The sequence below is a fragment of the Amycolatopsis sp. WAC 04182 genome (assembly GCF_003947465.1).
Taxonomy (GTDB): Bacteria; Actinomycetota; Actinomycetes; order Mycobacteriales; family Pseudonocardiaceae; genus Amycolatopsis.
Genome location: NZ_QHJJ01000009.1, coordinates 345174 through 361781 on the forward strand (window position 1 = coordinate 345174; position 16608 = coordinate 361781).

Here is a 16608-nt window from a genome sequence, read left to right on the forward strand (position 1 = left end):
CTAGCTCCAGTTAGCTGGAGGTCAAGGCGATGTGACGGCGGTCATCAAGCAAGGTAGGGCAACCCGACCAGGTGATAGGAGGCGAGCACCCCGAGGAAGGCCGCCAGGGCCACGGAAACCACCGTGTAGGTGATCCTGGCGGGGGTGGTCCACCAGCGGCGGAGCCACGCGAGCGCCGTGCAGACGACGGCCGCGCCGGTCAGGAGCAGGACGACGTTCGGCAGGAGCAGGGTGATGCTCAGCAAGGGGGAGTGCCCGGACGTCAGCGCGACGGCGGCGGCGCTCAGATCGCTCATGAGGAGCGCGAAACCGCCTGTGAACAGCAGGACCGTGAGGGCCGCGGACCAGGCGGCGACGGTCGCGAACCGGGCGCCCGACGGGTTCCGCTCACGGCCTCGCCGGACGAACGCACGGATCGGCCACCACACCAGCGCGCCCAGCAGGAGCAGCAGCGCGATACCGAGGATCAGCAGGTGCGTGGAGGGCGATCCGAGCCACGACGTGCGTTCGTAGGAGGAGTTCGGGTCGTCGCCCGCGAAGAGCAACATCTCGCCGCCGGACTCACGGAACGCGAGCCGTTCGCCCGCCGCGTCGGTGAACAGACCGGGCTCGGTCTGCGTCCAGCGCCGGGTCCTTTCGCCGAGACCGGACGTCGTCAGCGCGCCGTCGCCGTCGGTGGTCACCGTGACGCCGCCCGCGAGCGCACGGACCTTCGTGAAGCTGTCGTAGTCCAACCGGGTGTTGTTGTAAGTGCCTTCGAACCGTGAAACGTCCCCCGGCAGGGGCACGGGAGCAGGGACGGGAGTGGCGGGCCGGAGCCGGTCGACGAAGGCTTTGAGCACCTCGGCGGTCACCGCGGCGGCGTCGCCGGAGAACGCGCCGCCGTTGAACGCCAGGTACACACCGATGTTCTTCTCGGGGATCAGCTCCAGCACGCTGAAGAACCCTGGTGAGTCACCGGTCTTCTCCACCATGCGCAGGCCGTTCAGGTACCGCTCGGAGAAGCCGAACCCCATCGCGGGCAGTCGCGGGTCGTTGCGGAACCGCGCGCCGTGCAGCTGGTCGAGCAAGGAGCGGCTGAACACGCCGGGGACGAGGTTCGCGGACAGGTAGCGGCCCATGTCGGCCGGAGTGGCGACATTGCCGTCACCGGCGGGCGGTTCGGGGCCGAAGTTGGCGGGCGGGACGACCTGCGCGGACCCGTCCCAGCGGTAGCCGGTCGCGAGCGGGACGTCCGGGGTGGGCTGGGCGACGCTGCTGTCCTTCATCCCGGCCGGTTCGAAGATGTGCTGCCGCACGTAGTCCGCATAGGACTGCCCGGACGCGAGTTCCACGAGATGTCCGGCCAGCGCGAAGCCGTAGTTCGAGTAGAGGGCGACCTCGCCGGGCGGGCGGACGCGGGTGGGCATCTCGTTCGCGAGGTGCTCGGCGAGCGACGGCAGCTTTTCGTCCCGTGGCGTGAACATCCGGTACACGCGGTCCTCGAAACCCGCGGTGTGGGTCAGGAGCGAGAACAGGGTGACGGGGCGACCGGGGAAGGTTTCGGGGATCTTGAACGACTTCAGGTACGTGTTGACGTCGGCGTCCAGCGCCAGCTTGCCCTGTTCGACGAGCTGCATCGCGGCGGTCGCGGCGATCGACTTGCCGACGGAGTTGATGAGGAACCCGGTGCGCGCGGGGTCCACCTTGGCTTGAGTGTCCACTGAGGACACTCCGTAGCCCGCCGAGAAAACCGTCTTGCCGCCTTCGACGACCACCACGGCGGCACCCGGAATGTGGTGCTCGGCAAGGCTTCGCGGAAGGATTTCGTCGAAGACGCCGACGGCGGAGCCGGGTGTCGCCGCTTGGGCGGCGGGGGCACTCAGGACCGTCGCGACGGTCAGCAGGGCGGCGGTGGCCGCGATCCGGAACATACCCCGAAAGTTAGGGATTTCCCCGGGGAGAAGGGATCCGGCGGGCCGCCGATCGCGGGGTGGGGCCAGCCCTACCCCGCGACCGGCACGAGGTCAGGCGGCCCGGTATTCGTCCAGCTCGCTCGCCAGCTCGTCGAACACCGCGATGTTGCACTCGAAGGCCACGATGGCCTCCTCGATCAGCCGCGCGCGCTCGTCCTCGCTCCATGGCGCCGAGTTCAGCTGCTCGCGGTACTTGTCCCGGAACTTGGGCGCGCTGCCCAGCTGGTCGAAGTGGTAGAACAGCGAACCCGCTTCGGTGAGCTCGTACTTGCGCTCCAGCAGCCGCCGGATGACCTGGCCGCCGGCGATGTCGCCGAGGTAGCGCGTGTAGTGGTGGGCGACGAACCCGCCGGACCAGTCCGACGCCTCGGCCACGCGCCGCGCGTAGCGCTCCGTCGAGGGCAGCGGCCGGACGGTCTCGCGCCAGTCCGGGCCGACGAGGTGTTCGAGGTCGCGTTCGAGGCTCGGCAGCCGCCGCAGCTCCTCGAAGACGAATTTGCCCGCAACCGGGTCCTTCGCCAGCTTGTCGGCGGCCTGCTCGATGGCCTGGTAGATGAAGTAGTACTGGATCGCCAGCCGCGTGTACCCGTCGCGTGTGAGCTCGCCGCCGAGCAGCGCGTTCATGTACTCGGAGTGGTTGGCCCGCTCATGGGCGGGCAAGGTGGAGGCGCGCAGGGTCGCGGAGAACGGCCCGGATTCGACGTCGGTGGTCACCGGCATGGACAGAGCCTCCAAGCATCGATCTGACATGCTGTCAGAAAGAGCGTAAGGCACAACTGCGGGTTAGGCTACCCTAATTTTTAGGGTTCTCGGTCATCCCGACCGCTCTGAGCACGAAGCGGACGGCTCCCTCGATCGCGTCGTCCAGCCGTTCGGGTGGCACGTCGACGACCTGACGGCTGCCCAGCGCGGCGGTGATCATCGGGATCAGCACGTCGGGATCCTCGTCCGGCACCCCCTCCGCGAGGATCTCGCGCAACTGGCCGGTGATGGGGTCGGCGTGCGCGCTGATCCGCCGGTACGCGGCGGGTGCCAGCGCCGAAGCGAGCGCCGTCCCCGGCGGCAGGTGGTACTCGGCCAGCACCCGCAGCTGGAGCCGGACGAACGTCGAAAGCTTCTCGACCGGGGTGTCCGCGGTCGCGACGGCCGCCGTCAGCCGCTCGACGTACCGGGTCGCCTCGTCCTCGACGAAGGCGACCAGCAGGCTTTCCTTGTCGGGGAAGTGGTTGTACATCGCCGTGCGGCCGAGGCCGGCTTCGGCGGCGACCCCCGCGAGCGTGATCGCGTCGAATCCGCGCTCGTACAGCTGCCCGCGCAGGACGTCGAACACCCTGCTGCGGACCTCGCGCCGGTGCTCCTCCAGCGACCGGCCGATGATCTTGGGCACGAGCCACCTCCCTGGAGGAAGACTCTAAGCCTCCAGCGACCAGGTGTGCACCGGCGTCTCGGTGGCCGACAGCTCCAGGTACCGGCCCAGCATCCGGTTCAGCGCGGTCTCGCGCTCGGCGCCGCGCTCCTCCGCGCGCAGGACGTACTCCCGCTGCCACGCCGCGCCGGTCCGCCTGGTGAGGCACCGCTGCTCGATGATGCCCAGATAGCGCTCTCTCGCCTCGTCCGAAACATCCGATCGGCGTAGTCCCTCGTGCGCCAGCGGCAGCAGGACCCGCAGCACCAGCTCGTCCGGCGGGATCCAGCCGATACCCGGCCAGTACAGCTGCGCGTCGAAACCCCGTCGCGCTCCGGCGTACATGTTCTCCTCGGCCGCCTGGAACGACATCTGTGTCCACACTGGACGGTCGGCCTCGGCGAGCGCCCGCTGCGCGCCGTAGAAGAAGGCGGCGTTCGCGACCATGTCGACGACGGTCGGGCCGGCGGGCAGCACGCGGTTCTCCACCCGCAGATGCGGCAGGCCGTCGACGACGTCGTAGACCGGCCGGTTCCAGCGCCAGACGGTGCCGTTGTGCATCCGCAGTTCGGTGAGTTTCGGGGCTTGCCCGGAGTCCAGCGCCTCGATCGGATCCTCGCGGTCGGTCTCGGGAAGCAAGCCGGGGAAGTACCGGACGTTCTCCTCGAACAGGTCGAAGATCGAGGTGATCCACCGCTCGCCGAACCACACCCTCGGCCGCACGCCCTGGTTCTTCAGTTCTTCGGGCCGGGTGTCCGTGGCCTGCAGGAACAGCGGGATCCGTGTCTCGTGCCACAGCGCCTTGCCGAGCAGGAACGGCGAATTCGCGCCGACCGCGACCTGGACGCCCGCCAGCGCCTGCGCCGCGTTCCAGTGCGCCGCGAACTCCTCCGGCGCGACCTGCAGATGCAGCTGGACGGAGGTGCAGGCGGCCTCGGGCAGGATGGATTCGGAGTAGCTGCGCAGCCGCTCGGGCTGACGGCCGGGGAGCGGGGAGCCTTCCATCGAGAGCACGGTGCGCTCGCCGCGCGCGGCGAAGATCCGGTCGTTGAGCAGCGAATACCGGGCGTTGTTGGTCAGCCACTTCTGGTCGAAGTGCTCGTGCCGCAGCGTCGGGAGGATGCCGATCATCGCCAGGGAGGCGCCGGATTCCTCGGCCTTGCGGGAGGCGGCGCCCAGATACGCGTGGAGGTCGTCCTCCAGTTGCAGCGCGGACTCGCCTGCCAGCGGCCGCGGCGGCACGTTGAGCTCAAGGTTGTGCTGGCCGAGTTCGGTGGTGAACGACGGATCGTTCAGCGCTTCGAGCACCGTGGTGTTCGTCATCGACGGGCGCATCTCCGCGTCGACCAGGTTGAGTTCGACCTCAAGACCGATGTTCTTGCGCGGGAAGGAAAAACTTCCGTCGGTGAGCATGCGGGCCAAGGTGTCGAGGCAGCGCTGGACCTTCCGGCGATAGCGGCCGCGATCCTGCGGCTCGGAGGGGTCCGCCGAAAGATTCTTACCCATGTTCGTCGAGCTCCTCATTGGCCACGCTCCGCGGGATCCAGGCGGGACTGCCAGGCGGCCCAACGGTTTCACGCCTCGCAGTCGCCCGGCTAGCGGCCAAACTGGTGCTCTCTGTCACTAGGGGTTAACTGACAGCAAAATACATCCATTCGTACCATTTACCCTTCGACGATCGGACGCAAACGGCGCGCAGCGGGCGGATGACACACTCTCCTGGTGGCAGAACTGATCACCATCGACGACTCGGGCGACCCGCGGCTCGACGATTTCCGCGACTTGTCCACAGCCGATCGGCGTCCCGATAGGCCGGGTGGGCGTGGCTTTGTGATCGCCGAAGGCACCGTCGTGGTCGAGCGGCTGCTCAAGTCCCGCTATCCGGTCCGTTCCCTGCTCGGAGTGGAACGGCGATTCCGCGAACTGGGCGGCGACCTGGACGGCGTCGACGTCCCCGGTTATGTGACTTCGGCCGAGACGATGGCCGACGTGGTCGGATTCCACCTGAACCGGGGCATCCTGGCCGTCGCGGACCGGCCGGTCCCGCCGCCGACGGTCGAAGAGGTCGTCGACGGCGCACGGGTGCTCGCGGTGCTCGAAGGTGTCGGTGACCACGAGAATCTCGGCTCGCTGTTCCGCAACGCGGCCGCGCTCGGCGTCGACGGGGTCCTGCTCGGCGCCGGCTGCTCGGACCCGCTGTACCGGCGCAGCGTCCGCGTCTCGATGGGGCACGTGCTGCGCGTGCCGTTCGCGACTTTCGGCTCCTGGCCCGGCGACCTGGAATTGCTGCGGGAACGCGGTTTCCGCATCGCGGCACTCACTCCTCGTGCGGATTCCGTTTCGCTGCGCCAGTTACGGGACCAGACACCGGAGAAGGTCGCGCTGATGCTGGGCGCGGAAGGCCCCGGCTTGACCGAAGAGGCCATCGCCGCCGCCGATGTCGCGGTCCGGATCCCGATGCCGGAAGGCGTCGATTCGCTGAATGTCGCCACGGCGGGCGCGATCGCGTTCTACGAGACGCGTCCACCGCTATCGTGAGCACCCGAGCGATCACGAGGAGAACCCATGGAATTGCGGATCCGTGAGGGACGCGCGGTGCTGGCCGGTCCCGGCGGCGAACGCGCGCGCGAAGTGGACCCGCATTCACTCGCGATCGGTTCGGATCTCGCTCAGGCGCTGCACGAATGGGCCAGGGTCGCGTCCGCCGTCGGCGGCACCGGCACCGAGGCCGCTTCCGTGGTCTCCCAGCGCGGCCGCCAGCTCGCCCAGCGGGTCGCCGCCACGATGGGCACGTCGGTGCGGTTCGTCGATCCCGTCTCCGGTCACGGCGTCATCATCGACCCACCCGCCCCCACGCCCCGCAACGAACTCGCGCGGCGGCTCTTCGGCACGCCGGACCCCGCCGGGGAACCGACACCGTGGCTGACCGGGCTGACCGTCTCCGCGTTCGCCGCGGCCGTGGTCGTCGTGGCGATGCTGGCACTGGCGAACACCCTCGCGCGCGAGACCCACGGCTGGCTCGCGCTACTCGCGTCCGCCGTCGTGACCGCCGGGATCACGCCGTCGCTGTGGCTCGCGCGGCGGGTGCCGATCGTGCGGTGGGCTTCCTTCGGCGCGGCCGCGGGCATCGTGATCGCGTGGATCGGTGTGCTGATCGTCGTCTTCTAAAGATCGAAAACGGTGTCGATCGGCTCGTCGTGTTCGTCCTCCGCGGGTGCCGGACGCTTCGGCCGCGGCGCGGGCTCCCCGGTCAGCGCCCGCCGGATGGTCGCCGTGATGAGGTCACCGAGCGCGCTCGCACTCGACGCCATCGCCTTGTCGGTGAGCCGGACCTCGCCGATCACCCCGCCGGGGCCGACGGTCACCGTCACCATCTCGTCGGGGGAGGCCACCTCCGTCACCTCGCCCACCGCGGCGAGCGCCTTGGCGTTCTCGGCCTTGCGTGCCTCGATCTCGCGCAGCTGCCAGCGCATTTCCTCGATCAGCCGGGGATTGCTGAGTTCCGCCATGGTCATTCCTCCGTGGTGCCCGGGCGAAGGCTGCGCGCCACGCGGGACGCGGCTTCGGCGACCGCGGGCCACCCTGTTTCGGACTCGGCGGCGACCACCAGGACAGCCAGGGACTCGCCGTCGGGCAGCGGGATCTGGTACTCCACCTTGGCCTGCGCGCGCACGATCTCCGTCGGGCGGCCGGTGAACTCGGGCGGCAGACGGTACTCGCCCGCCACGACCGCGGCCAACGCCGGACCGATCGGCAACCGGATCACCCGTGCGTCGGCACGCGGGTGCTTCTTCCGGTAGACGTCCAGCAAGGCGTCGGCCACCGCGGTGCGCCGCAGGGTCAGCATCTCCGGATCCGCGTCCGGCCAGCGCAGCACCGCCAGTGACAACGTGGCGAGGTACTCGGGGCCGTCACCCGCGGCGAACTTGCCGAACACCCGCACGCCGTTCGCCTTCAGCTCGGGCGTCAGTGCCATCAACGCGGCGGCGAAGTCCTCGGTGGACCGCCCGGCGCCGGCGGCGACCTTTTCGCCGACACCCAGTGCGAATCGCGCGTTCATCGTGTCGTCGCCGGTCACCGGCATCCCGGTGAAGCCGGGCGGCAGATCGATCCGGAGGCCGGTCGCGTTCATCAGCTCCATGCCTTGTCTTCCGCGCGTTCCTGGACGTTCTTGCGATCCTCGGCCGCGCCCTGCTCGATGGCGTTGCCCATGGCCATCGCGGCCAGCGGCGCCCCGCCGAAGATGATCGACGAACCGGCCACGGCCCACTGGGCGCCGTCCTTCGGGATCCAGTAGTTCTTGAAGTCGTCGATCGGTCCTTCGAACTTGCGTCCTTGGATCTCCCCCGCGGTGTCCATGCCGGTCTGGACTCCGAGAGCGCCGTAACCGGCGAGCCCGGCGGCGGTGGCTATCTTGGTCGCCATGGCGGAATTGCCGGGGATGAGCCCTGCCAAGGAGGTCGCCGCACCTATCGCGTCGAAGGTCAGGGTTTCGGGCGCGACGTCCGCGCCCGCCTTCTTCGCCACGGAATGCCCGCCCAAGGCCGCCACGCCGAAGCCCGCGGCGACGATGCTGGTGATCTCGCCGACGGGAGGCGGTATGACATCGCTGGCGATGCCGAGCAGATTGCCGATGTCCCCCATGACGTCGGACATCTTGGACAGCATCTCGGCGTTGTCCTGAACGAGGTCCCATGCCGCGTCCACGAGGTCGGCGGTCGTGTTCACGAGGTCGGTGACGACTCCGGTGACCGCGTCGACGACGTCGTCCAGCAGATCGGGCTCGTCGGGTGCGAGATCCTTCGCCTTCCGGAGCAGGTCCGCGACGCGCGCGGCGGCCGAAGTGTGCTGTTCGAGAAGCTTCTTCGCGGCTTCTTGAATTTCCGTGCAGCCGTCGATGGCCGCCTGGAGCTGTCGTCCGGCGTTGTCGAGAAGAGTCTGCGCGATCCGCAAGGACTCCTGGTCGGTGAACGTCCGGTTCGCCAGCGCGAAGTCGGGATTGGCACGAGCCTGCTCGGCTGCTTGGGCAGCGACCTTGGCCTGCCGCTCGAGATCGGCTGCTCGGCGCTGCATCTCCCCGAGGTCGTGTGTCCAGCCTTCGAGCGCGTACGCGGCCTGCGCCATCGAGCGCGCCGCGCCGTCGAGATACTCGGGCAGCGGACCCAGGCGCCTGGCGAAGGCCTCGCTGGCCTCGCCGGTCCAGATTCCCTGCTTCGTGACGATCTGACGCAGCATGGTGTCGGCCTCCGCGAGGTCACGGCTGACCGCGCGGTACTTCTCGGCCAGATCGCCGACACCTCCGACGTCACCGGGAGCCGGGTCGAAGCCGAGCGCGGGGTACTGGTCGCCGGTCATCGGCCACCGCCGAGGATGTCGGTGATTCCTCCGGTGTAGCCGCCGCCGACCGGGCCGCCGTCGTCGCCCAGCGGGAACCGCGGTGAAGGGTCGGGCGCGCCCCCGGGTTTCGGTGTGCCACCGCCCTGCGGGCCGTCGGCGGGATCGGGGATCAGCTCCGCGAACTTGTTCAGGTCCCCGCCGAACTCTTCTTCCATCTTCTGGTACTTCTGCTGGGCCTTCTTCAGCCTTTCGGTGACGCCTTCCGCGGCCTCACCCAGCCTGCCGATGCCGAATTCCCAGGCTTCCTCGAAGTCCATTCCGGATTTCGCGAGATCCTCGTTGCCCAGCGCGCCCCATGCGCCGCCACCGGAGAGTTTCCTGTTCGCGTCCGCCATCCGGTCGGCCCCGGTTTCCAGATCGCCGATGAGCTTTCCCAGCTCGGCGATCTTCACCGTGTACCCGCTCATGTACCCCCCTTTGGTACGGCTTGATCGGCAGCCTAAGACCATTTCACGTCATGTCGTCCGACGTTCGATCGTTCGTGCCCGTTCCCCCGGATGTTCCGGTGTCCGCCCGGACGAACACCATTTCCGTCGGTTGACCGTTCGGCTTTCTGTCCCACGCGGTGTAGTAATAGCCGCGGGAAGCGGCGATCTGTGTGACGAGTTCCGCGGTGAAACCGAACACGTCCGGGTGAACGTGTACCGAGCGTGATCCATCGAATCTGGCGGCCAGCCAGCGTGCCCGGACGCTCCTTGGCACGACGCTCATCCAGCGGACACTGAACACCATCAACGGCAGCCCGATGGCCAGGACGACGAAGATCAGCCAGGTGTGGTCGGTGTAGGCCCCGACGGTGCCCACGGCGATCACGAGGGCCATCGTCGTTACGGCGAGCGCGGTGGAGAAACCCGACGAATACGGCCGGAAACCCGGTCGTTTCCCAGGTCGCGGGTTCGGCGTGCGGCTGAGATGCATGAGCCGGTCACTGCTGTCGGTGAATTCCGCGATCACGCCCATTCGTCCCTGAGCGGCGAATTCGGCGACTTGCCGCCGGCTGAGCTTGGCGTCCTGCAGGCTGATCCACACCTGGTCGGCACCTTTGATCTTCTTCATCAACCACTGGGCGCGTGAAGGATCCGGGGACGACGACGGGTAGTCGTAGAACGGTGTGCCGGGGAAGGACTGCGGGGCGAACTGAAAGCTGAGGACACCGGGGTCGGGAGGCGGTATCTCGACGTAGAAGCGGTCGTATGCGGCCTGCCGGATGATCCGCGGATCCAGGTTCCATTCGACGGGCGAGACGTGGACGACCGGTTGTCCGTCGAACCGCTGATAGCGCAAGGTGCCAAGACGGAAAGCCCAGTCGAGACCGAATTCGACGGGCTGGACCCCGTCCGCCGACAAGTAGTGCATCGATCACCCTCCCCGGCGCCGAGGGTAACCGAGTCACGCGCGTTTGTAGAAATTGAGACTCAGCCCGCCCGCCTGTGTCGCGGACCGCCCGTAAAGCTCATAACCGTGGTACGCGGCGATCTGCACGACCAGGTCGGCGGGGACCTGATAGGAGCGCATCGCGAATTGCACGTGCGGGCTGCCGTCGAATTCCCGGGCCAGCCAGCCGACGCGGGTGGTACGCGGGAACAGGCTGGTGGTGAAAGCGGCCGGGATGGCGCCGGCGAAGGCCGCCATGAACAGGAGGCTGACGATCGGGGCTTCGTGGTCCGACGGCATTCCGGCGATCGCCGCCGCCGCGCCGAGGAGGACGAGGACGGAGACGGGGGCGATGGAGTTCAGCCAGGCGTAGCGGAACCGGAGTCCCGTGGGCGCGGGAAGGGGAAGCCGCGGCGGTGACGGATCCCGGCTGAGCAGGAGGACCCGGTCGCTCGGATCGGTGAAGTCGGCCGCGACACGCAGGCCTTCCGACTCGGCGACTTCCGCGACACGCCGGGCGGAGAGGTTTGCGTGCTTGAGGCTGATCCAAACCCGGTCAGCGCCGCTGAGGTGGTTCAGCAGCCAGCGTTCGCGGTCTTTGTCCGGTCTGTCCGGCCCGTCGAAGACGGGGATCGGCGGGACGTGCTGCGGCGCGAATCGGAAGCTCAAGCAGCCCTGGAACATCGGTGCGATCTCGACGTAGCCGCGGCTTCGGGCGATACCGCGGAGAGCGTCGGGATCGATCCACCATTCCATCGGTGAGACGTGCGCATACGGCGTTCCGGTGAAAACCTGGAAACGCAATCGGACGGCGCGTGTGTACCAATCCTGCATGTATCCCCCTGGCCCGAGGATGCCCGACGATACTGAGATCCATGACCGGCGACCCGCTCGATTCACTCAGACGGCTGTGCCTCGCGCTGCCCGAGACCTCCGAGCGGCTCAGTCACGGCGAGCCGACCTGGTTCGTTCGCGGCAAGAAGACGTTCGTCATGTACGCCGACCGTCATCACGACGACAAGGTCGCGTTCTGGTGCCCGGCGCCGCCGGGGGCGCAGGAGGAGCTGGTGGGCGCCGAGCCGGAGCGGTTCTTCCGTCCGCCGTATGTGGGGCATCGGGGGTGGCTCGGGGTGCGGCTGGACGTGGACGTCGACTGGGCCGAAATCGAGCGGATCGTCACCGACGCGTATTGCCTCGTGGCGCCGAAATCCCTGATCGCGCAGGTCCCCGGACGCACGTAATGGCCCCTCCACCGGAAGGGGCCACTACGTGCGGATTCAACCTCGTTGTGATCGGACGCCCAGAAGGACGTCTTCCCAGGATGGAACGATGGGGTGGTTCTTCTTCCCCTTCGCCCGTGGAGCGGGTTCGGCCACTTCCTCCGGCTCGTCAGCCGGAAGTGGAGGCTCGGTCTCTTCTTCGGGTTCCGCGATCGGCGCGTCGATCACCTTCGCGACCGGCTCTTCGGGGGCCGAATCGAGGGTGGGCTGGACGGCCGGTTCCTTGCCGGGGTCCAGCGCCCGGACCGTGCGCGGGGCGCGGTAGGCGTTGGGGTTGAGCAGGACTTCGGCGTTCTCGTCGAGGGCTTGCACGGTGCCGCCGTGCGCGCCGGGCGCGAACGACCAGTGCGCGCGGTTGTCCGAGCGGCCCGCCTTCCAGCTCAGCACGACGACCCACTTGCCGTCGTCGCCTCGCCAGGAGTCCCAGGTCGCCTGGCTGTAGTCGTGGCCGCGCTGCCCGAAGGAGTGCGCCACGACCTCGCCGAGCGTCTGGACGTCGGGGCCGTCTTCGCGGACCGGATGCGCCCGCTGGGCCAGTTCGGCGGTGCGAGATCGTTCGAGCAGGACGGGGTACGCGAACCGCTCGACGCGCTGCACGGTGACGCCGGCGCTGCTCGCGACCTGCTCCACGGACTCACCGGCCCGGATTCGTGCCTGGATCTCGCGTGGCCGCATTTGGCTCTCCAACTCGATTTCGATCTGGCCGAGGCGGGTGATGTCACCCCTCGCCGCCGCTCGCAGCCTCTCATCCGCGGGGAGCAGGAAGCGCGTGCGGCTCGCCGGGTCTTCACACACGATGGACTTACCGTCCTCGTGCAGCCCGACCACCCGTAGCGCTCGCATTCTCGCCTCCCCGATTCTTCACCATTGTGGGTGTCCACGTTAAAACGGCGCGTCGCCTTGACGTGTGAGGCGCGCCGATGTCATGTGTCCTGCTCACTATTTTGTTCATGACGGCAAGGGGAATTCTGCGCGAGCGACGAGCGGCTCGCCGCGTGACGCGCCGGACACGCACAGTCACGATCGGGGGAATCTACGGCAGGCGCACCCGGACGACCAGTCCGCCGCCGCGGCCGCCGGGTTCAGCGCCCGCGGTCCCGCCGTGCGCCTTCGCGATGGACCGGACGATCGACAGCCCGAGGCCCGCGTTGCGCGAGTCGCCGGTGCGGTCGCCCGACAGCCGCCGGAACGGTTCGAACAGCGCGGGCACGGCGTCCAGCGGCACCTGCGGGCCGGTGTTGCGCACCACCAGCGCCGGATCGACGCCGATGTCGACGTGGACCCAGCCGCCCAGGTGGTTGTAGGTGATGGCGTTGTGCACCAGGTTCGTGACCAGCCGCTCCAGCAGCACGGGGTCGCCGGACACCGTCCGCGGCCGCAGCCGCGACTCCACCGTGACCCCCGCGTCTTCGGCCATGGCCGACGCCGACCGGATCACCGTCGCCGCGACCTCGTCCAGCCGGACGGGCCCGCGCGCCGCCAGGCCGCGGTCACTGCGGGCGAGCACGAGCAGGCCCTCGATCATCCGTTCGCTGCGTTCGTTGGTGTAGATCAGGTGTTCGCCGAGTTTCCGGACCTCGGGGCTCGCGTCGGGATCGGCCATCGCCACCTCGACCAGCGTGCGCTGCACCGCGAGCGGGGTCCGCAGTTCGTGGGAGGCGTTGGCGACGAAGCGTTTCTGGCTGTCGAACGACACGGCGAGCCGGTCGAGCATGCCGTCGAAGGTGTCCGCGAGTTCCTTGAGCTCATCGTCGGGACCGTCGAGGTCGATGCGCCGATCGAGGTTTTCCACCTCGAGTTTCCGCGCGGTGGAGGTGATCGCGTGCAACGGCCGCAGTACCCGGCTCGCCATCAGCCAGCCGAGCAGCACCGCGAGCCCGCCGGCGATCGCCAGCGCCACCAGCGATTGCCACAGCAGGGTCGAAAGGACGTCCGAGCGGTATTCGGTGATCGAGGTCGCCACCAGTTGCGTGGCCTGAGCGCGCTCCACGGGAAGGTTCATCGTCGTGTCCACCGGATACGGCTGGGCCATCTGGAACTGCGCCCCCGCGGTCGCTCCGTTCGCGAACGCCGCCGTATCCGGCAGCGTCGAACTCACCAGCAGGTAGTTGACGATCAGCAAAGCGAGTCCGACGAGCAGGAACGCGCCACCGTAGAGCGCCGTCAGCTTGGTGCGGACGGAGATCCGGAGCGGTTTCACGACCCGAACCGGTAACCGGCGCCGGGCACGGTCTCGATCAGCGGCGGCTCGCCGAGTTTGCGCCGCAACGTCATCATCGCCACTCGGACGGCGTTCGTGAACGGGTCGGCGTGTTCGTCCCACGCCTTCTCCAGCAGGTCTTCCGCGCTGACCACGGTCCCTTCGGCGCGCATGAGCACCTCCAGTACCGCGAACTCCTTGGGGGACAGGGGAAGGAACCGGCCGTCGCGCGACGCCTGGTGCCGAGGCAGGTCGAGGACCACGCCGCCGCGCTCAAGCACCGGCGGCAGCGCCGGCCGTGCGCGCCGCGACAGCGCCTGCACCCGCGCGACGAGCTCGGCGAACGCGAACGGCTTCGTCAGGTAGTCGTCGGCGCCGAGGCCCAGCCCGGCGACCCGGTCGTTGACGTCGGCCGCGGCCGTCAGCATGAGGACCCGCGCCTCGCCGCCGGTCTTCATCACCGCGGCGCACACCGCGTCGCCGTGCACGACGGGAAGGTCCCTGTCGAGCACGACGACGTCGTAGCCGTGCACCCCCACCCGGTCCAGGGCCTGGCCGCCGTCGTAGCAGACGTCGACGGCCATGGAGAACCGTCGCAGGCCCTCGGCGATCGTGTCCGCCAGGAGCCGCTCGTCTTCCACCACCAGCACTCTCACCTGGCCAGTCTGCCTCGGGAGGGGGTAAGCGCGGGATAAGCGCGGCTCAGCCGACCGGGTGGGCTGAAGGGGACTTTCCCCGCATGTGATGCGAGGAAAGCGCCCTTCGCCGCGTGAGATGCGGCGAAAGTCCCCTTCGGTGGCGGCCGTCCGGGCCGGTGTCCGCAAGGGGGAGAAATGTCCGGTTGATCAAGGGTTGCGCGGTTTTCGATGGGGGTCGTGAGTGATAAGGAGCGTTCTAACGACCTTTATCACTCACGACCCCCTCGTGAATCGCGAAGTGCCCACTATGGACAGTCGAGCGGTGTCAGGTCGCCTTCAGTCTGCCGGGTGCAGTTGCCGCGCCGGAATCACCTGCTGAGGGGTGTTCGGGCTGGACCACAGCAGCTTCATCGACGCCTCACCGCCTCGTTCGGTGTGGTCGAGCCGGATCGCGTACGACCGCCCCGCAGCCAGGTCAAGTGTCGCTTTGTCGACACTCGGGCCGTGCGGGACGGTGTTGTCGATCAGGAGTTTCCCGTCGACCCACAGCCGCACGGTGTCGTCCGAAACCGTGGTGAACGTGTACTTCCCGGTGTCCCGCGCGGTGACCCGGCCGGTCCAGCGCGACGAGAAGGTCTCCGCCGGGATCTTCGCGTCCGGCGAGCCGGTGAACTTCCAGTTGTGGTTCACGCCCGGCTCGACCCGCCGCACCGACGGTGTCCCGGTGAAGTCCGCGTTCGGCCAGTACTCGGCGGTCAGCCCCGGCCCGCGGCCGGCGGGTGCCTGCGACAGCGGATCGACGCTCAGTTCGATGACGGTCGCGACGTCGTTCGTCCGGCCGCCCGACGGCGTGAGCTTCACGCTTCCGGGTGTCTGCTCGACCCGTACGCGCTGACGGCTGCCGAGCACCCGCGCGTCGCGAACCCGGAAAGGTGCCAACGCGTCAAGCGTCAGCGAGCCGCCTGAAGCGGGCCAGTCGAACACCGACGCGTAGAGCTTGTCACCGCGACGGCTGACGACGCCCCAGCCCGGTTCGGCGACCAGTCCCGGCGCGCCCGCGCCGTAGACGGCCGCGGAGTGGCCGTTCGTTCGCAGCCACTGGCCCATCTGCTTCAGCCGGTCGATGGATTCCTGTGGCACGCGGCCGTTGCGGTCGGGTCCGACGTTGAGCAGGAAGTTGCCGCTGCGGCCGGCGATCGAGAGTAGTTTCCTGGTCAGATCCGCCGAGGATTTCCAGTTGTGGTCCCAATCGGTGTATCCCCAGCTGCCGTTGAGGGTCATGCACGACTCCCACAGCTGCCCGTCGACCGGTTTGTCCGGGATCTCCTGTTCCGGCGTTCCCGTGTCGCCGTCGACCACCCGCCGTTTGCCGACGCGGTTGTTGACCACAATGGACGGATCGAGGCTGCGGACGTAGGCCTCCAGCTCCTCGCCGTCCCTTTCCGTCCACGGGTTGTTGGGCCGGTCGGTGCTCCATTCGCCGTCGAACCACAACACCGCCGGGTGGTAGTTGTCGACGAGTTCCTTGAGCTGGGCGTACATCCGCTCCTTGTACTTCGGGAACGTCGCGGGATCGGGGAAGTCCGGGTCGTGCCAGTCCCAGATCGAGTAATAGAAGCCGAGTTTGACGTCGCGCGCGGCCGTCGCGCGTTTCAGTTCGGCGAGGATGTCGCGCTTCTTGTCGAACGCCGAGTGGTCACGGAGGTTGAAGTTGTTGACCTTCGTCGGCCACATCGCGTAGCCCTCGTGGTGTTTCGACGTGATCACCACGTACTTCTGCCCGGCGTCCTTCGCCGACTGCGCGATGGCGTTCGCGTCGAACCCGGCGGGGTCGAACTTCGCGGCGATCTGTTCGTATTCGGCGCGCGGGATCTGGCAGTTCCGCTGGATCCACTCGGCGTCCTGGCAAACGGTTCCGTCGGGACGGGTGTACTTCCCTTGGAGCTGGGAGTACGCGCCGAAGTGGATGAACTGGCCGAAGCGGTCGTCGCGCCACCAGCGCGTGCGCTCGGCGGTGAACGGGTCGTCGTAAGCGTGGTCGGACGGGAGTGGCGCGGCTTCCGCGGCGGGCACGACGCCCAGTGCGGTGGTCGCGATGACGAGGGCCGCCAGGGCCCGGAGTGGCTTGCGGCGATTCATGCACTCCTCCTCGCTGAGGTGTGGACGTCGGGGACTCTAAGAAGCCAGAGGTCGGATGTGAACCCCTGAAAGTCTCTCCAGGGACCTAGTTCACTCGTAAAGACGGCAGATAGATCGGATCTCTGTTCCGCTGACTGGGACGGTAAGCGCGGCATAAGCGACTTCGCTTACCGCGCCGGAATCGCCAGCTCCGTAGAAATCGGTGCGCCAAGACGACCGA

The 16608-nt window shown here is 68.3% G+C and carries 17 protein-coding genes; 3 read left to right on the top strand and 14 right to left on the bottom strand.

Features of this window, described 5'->3' with window-relative positions; all coding sequences use genetic code 11:
• Positions 1-44: 44 nt before the first annotated feature.
• The 4 genes from DMH01_RS39070 to DMH01_RS39085 form a co-directional block, all read right to left on the bottom strand.
• A complete protein-coding gene (locus DMH01_RS39070; RefSeq protein WP_125683929.1) occupies positions 45-1913 on the bottom strand; it encodes a serine hydrolase in 1869 nt (622 codons plus the stop codon).
• Between the two features lie 93 nt (positions 1914-2006).
• Positions 2007-2675 carry a heme oxygenase (biliverdin-producing) gene (locus DMH01_RS39075; protein ID WP_125683931.1) on the bottom strand — a complete coding sequence of 223 codons (669 nt, stop codon included), beginning with the start codon at positions 2673-2675 and terminating at the stop codon, positions 2007-2009.
• A 73-nt stretch (positions 2676-2748) separates the two neighbouring features.
• The gene (locus DMH01_RS39080; protein WP_125683933.1) at positions 2749-3342 is read right to left on the bottom strand and encodes a TetR/AcrR family transcriptional regulator; all 594 of its coding nucleotides are present in this window, start codon (positions 3340-3342) and stop codon (positions 2749-2751) included.
• 24 nt (positions 3343-3366) lie between these two features.
• Positions 3367-4866, bottom strand: a complete 1500-nt coding sequence (locus tag DMH01_RS39085; RefSeq protein ID WP_125683935.1) for a glutamate-cysteine ligase family protein — start codon at positions 4864-4866, stop codon at positions 3367-3369.
• Between the two features lie 216 nt (positions 4867-5082).
• On the opposite strand from DMH01_RS39085, the gene DMH01_RS39090 reads away from it, so the two are divergent.
• Positions 5083-5898: an RNA methyltransferase gene (locus tag DMH01_RS39090; RefSeq protein WP_125683937.1), complete on the top strand. Its 816-nt coding sequence runs from the start codon at positions 5083-5085 to the stop codon at positions 5896-5898.
• Between the two features lie 27 nt (positions 5899-5925).
• The gene (locus DMH01_RS39095; protein WP_125683939.1) at positions 5926-6528 is read left to right on the top strand and encodes a DUF2537 domain-containing protein; all 603 of its coding nucleotides are present in this window, start codon (positions 5926-5928) and stop codon (positions 6526-6528) included.
• Here the strand turns inward: DMH01_RS39095 and DMH01_RS39100 are convergent.
• From DMH01_RS39100 to DMH01_RS39125, 6 genes are read right to left on the bottom strand one after another with little or no spacing between them, the layout of a single operon-like run.
• Complete coding sequence (locus tag DMH01_RS39100) at positions 6525-6869, bottom strand: YbaB/EbfC family nucleoid-associated protein (RefSeq protein ID WP_125683941.1); 345 nt, start codon at positions 6867-6869, stop codon at positions 6525-6527. The genes DMH01_RS39095 and DMH01_RS39100 overlap by 4 nt on opposite strands.
• A gap of 2 nt (positions 6870-6871) precedes the next feature.
• Positions 6872-7501 carry a hypothetical protein gene (locus DMH01_RS39105; protein WP_125683942.1) on the bottom strand — a complete coding sequence of 210 codons (630 nt, stop codon included), beginning with the start codon at positions 7499-7501 and terminating at the stop codon, positions 6872-6874.
• Entirely contained in the window at positions 7492-8715 is a 1224-nt protein-coding gene (locus DMH01_RS39110) for a putative T7SS-secreted protein (protein WP_125683944.1), read from the bottom strand. The genes DMH01_RS39105 and DMH01_RS39110 overlap by 10 nt, the downstream gene beginning before the upstream one ends.
• Positions 8712-9164, bottom strand: a complete 453-nt coding sequence (locus DMH01_RS39115; RefSeq protein ID WP_125683946.1) for a hypothetical protein — start codon at positions 9162-9164, stop codon at positions 8712-8714. Before DMH01_RS39115 ends, DMH01_RS39110 begins: the two co-directional genes overlap by 4 nt.
• Positions 9165-9207: 43 nt before the next feature.
• The gene (locus DMH01_RS39120) at positions 9208-10113 is read right to left on the bottom strand and encodes a hypothetical protein (protein WP_125683948.1); all 906 of its coding nucleotides are present in this window, start codon (positions 10111-10113) and stop codon (positions 9208-9210) included.
• A gap of 33 nt (positions 10114-10146) precedes the next feature.
• On the bottom strand, positions 10147-10887 hold the full coding sequence (locus DMH01_RS39125; RefSeq protein WP_233621849.1) for a hypothetical protein: 741 nt from the start codon (positions 10885-10887) through the stop codon (positions 10147-10149).
• A gap of 119 nt (positions 10888-11006) precedes the next feature.
• Here DMH01_RS39125 and DMH01_RS39130 point away from each other — a divergent pair, with 119 nt between their 5' ends.
• Positions 11007-11372 carry an MmcQ/YjbR family DNA-binding protein gene (locus tag DMH01_RS39130; protein WP_125683953.1) on the top strand — a complete coding sequence of 122 codons (366 nt, stop codon included), beginning with the start codon at positions 11007-11009 and terminating at the stop codon, positions 11370-11372.
• Between the two features lie 36 nt (positions 11373-11408).
• On the opposite strand, the gene sepH is transcribed toward DMH01_RS39130, so the two are convergent.
• The 4 genes from sepH to DMH01_RS39150 form a co-directional block, all read right to left on the bottom strand.
• Entirely contained in the window at positions 11409-12254 is an 846-nt protein-coding gene (sepH, locus tag DMH01_RS39135) for a septation protein SepH (RefSeq protein WP_125683955.1), read from the bottom strand.
• Positions 12255-12444: 190 nt separating this feature from the next.
• Complete coding sequence (locus DMH01_RS39140) at positions 12445-13611, bottom strand: ATP-binding protein (protein ID WP_125683957.1); 1167 nt, start codon at positions 13609-13611, stop codon at positions 12445-12447.
• Positions 13608-14267 (bottom strand): response regulator transcription factor, encoded by a 660-nt coding sequence (locus tag DMH01_RS39145; protein WP_125683959.1) that lies wholly within the window; start codon positions 14265-14267, stop codon positions 13608-13610. Before DMH01_RS39145 ends, DMH01_RS39140 begins: the two co-directional genes overlap by 4 nt.
• Before the next feature lie 318 nt (positions 14268-14585).
• Positions 14586-16388: an alpha-L-fucosidase gene (locus tag DMH01_RS39150; protein WP_125683961.1), complete on the bottom strand. Its 1803-nt coding sequence runs from the start codon at positions 16386-16388 to the stop codon at positions 14586-14588.
• Positions 16389-16608 lie beyond the last annotated feature (220 nt).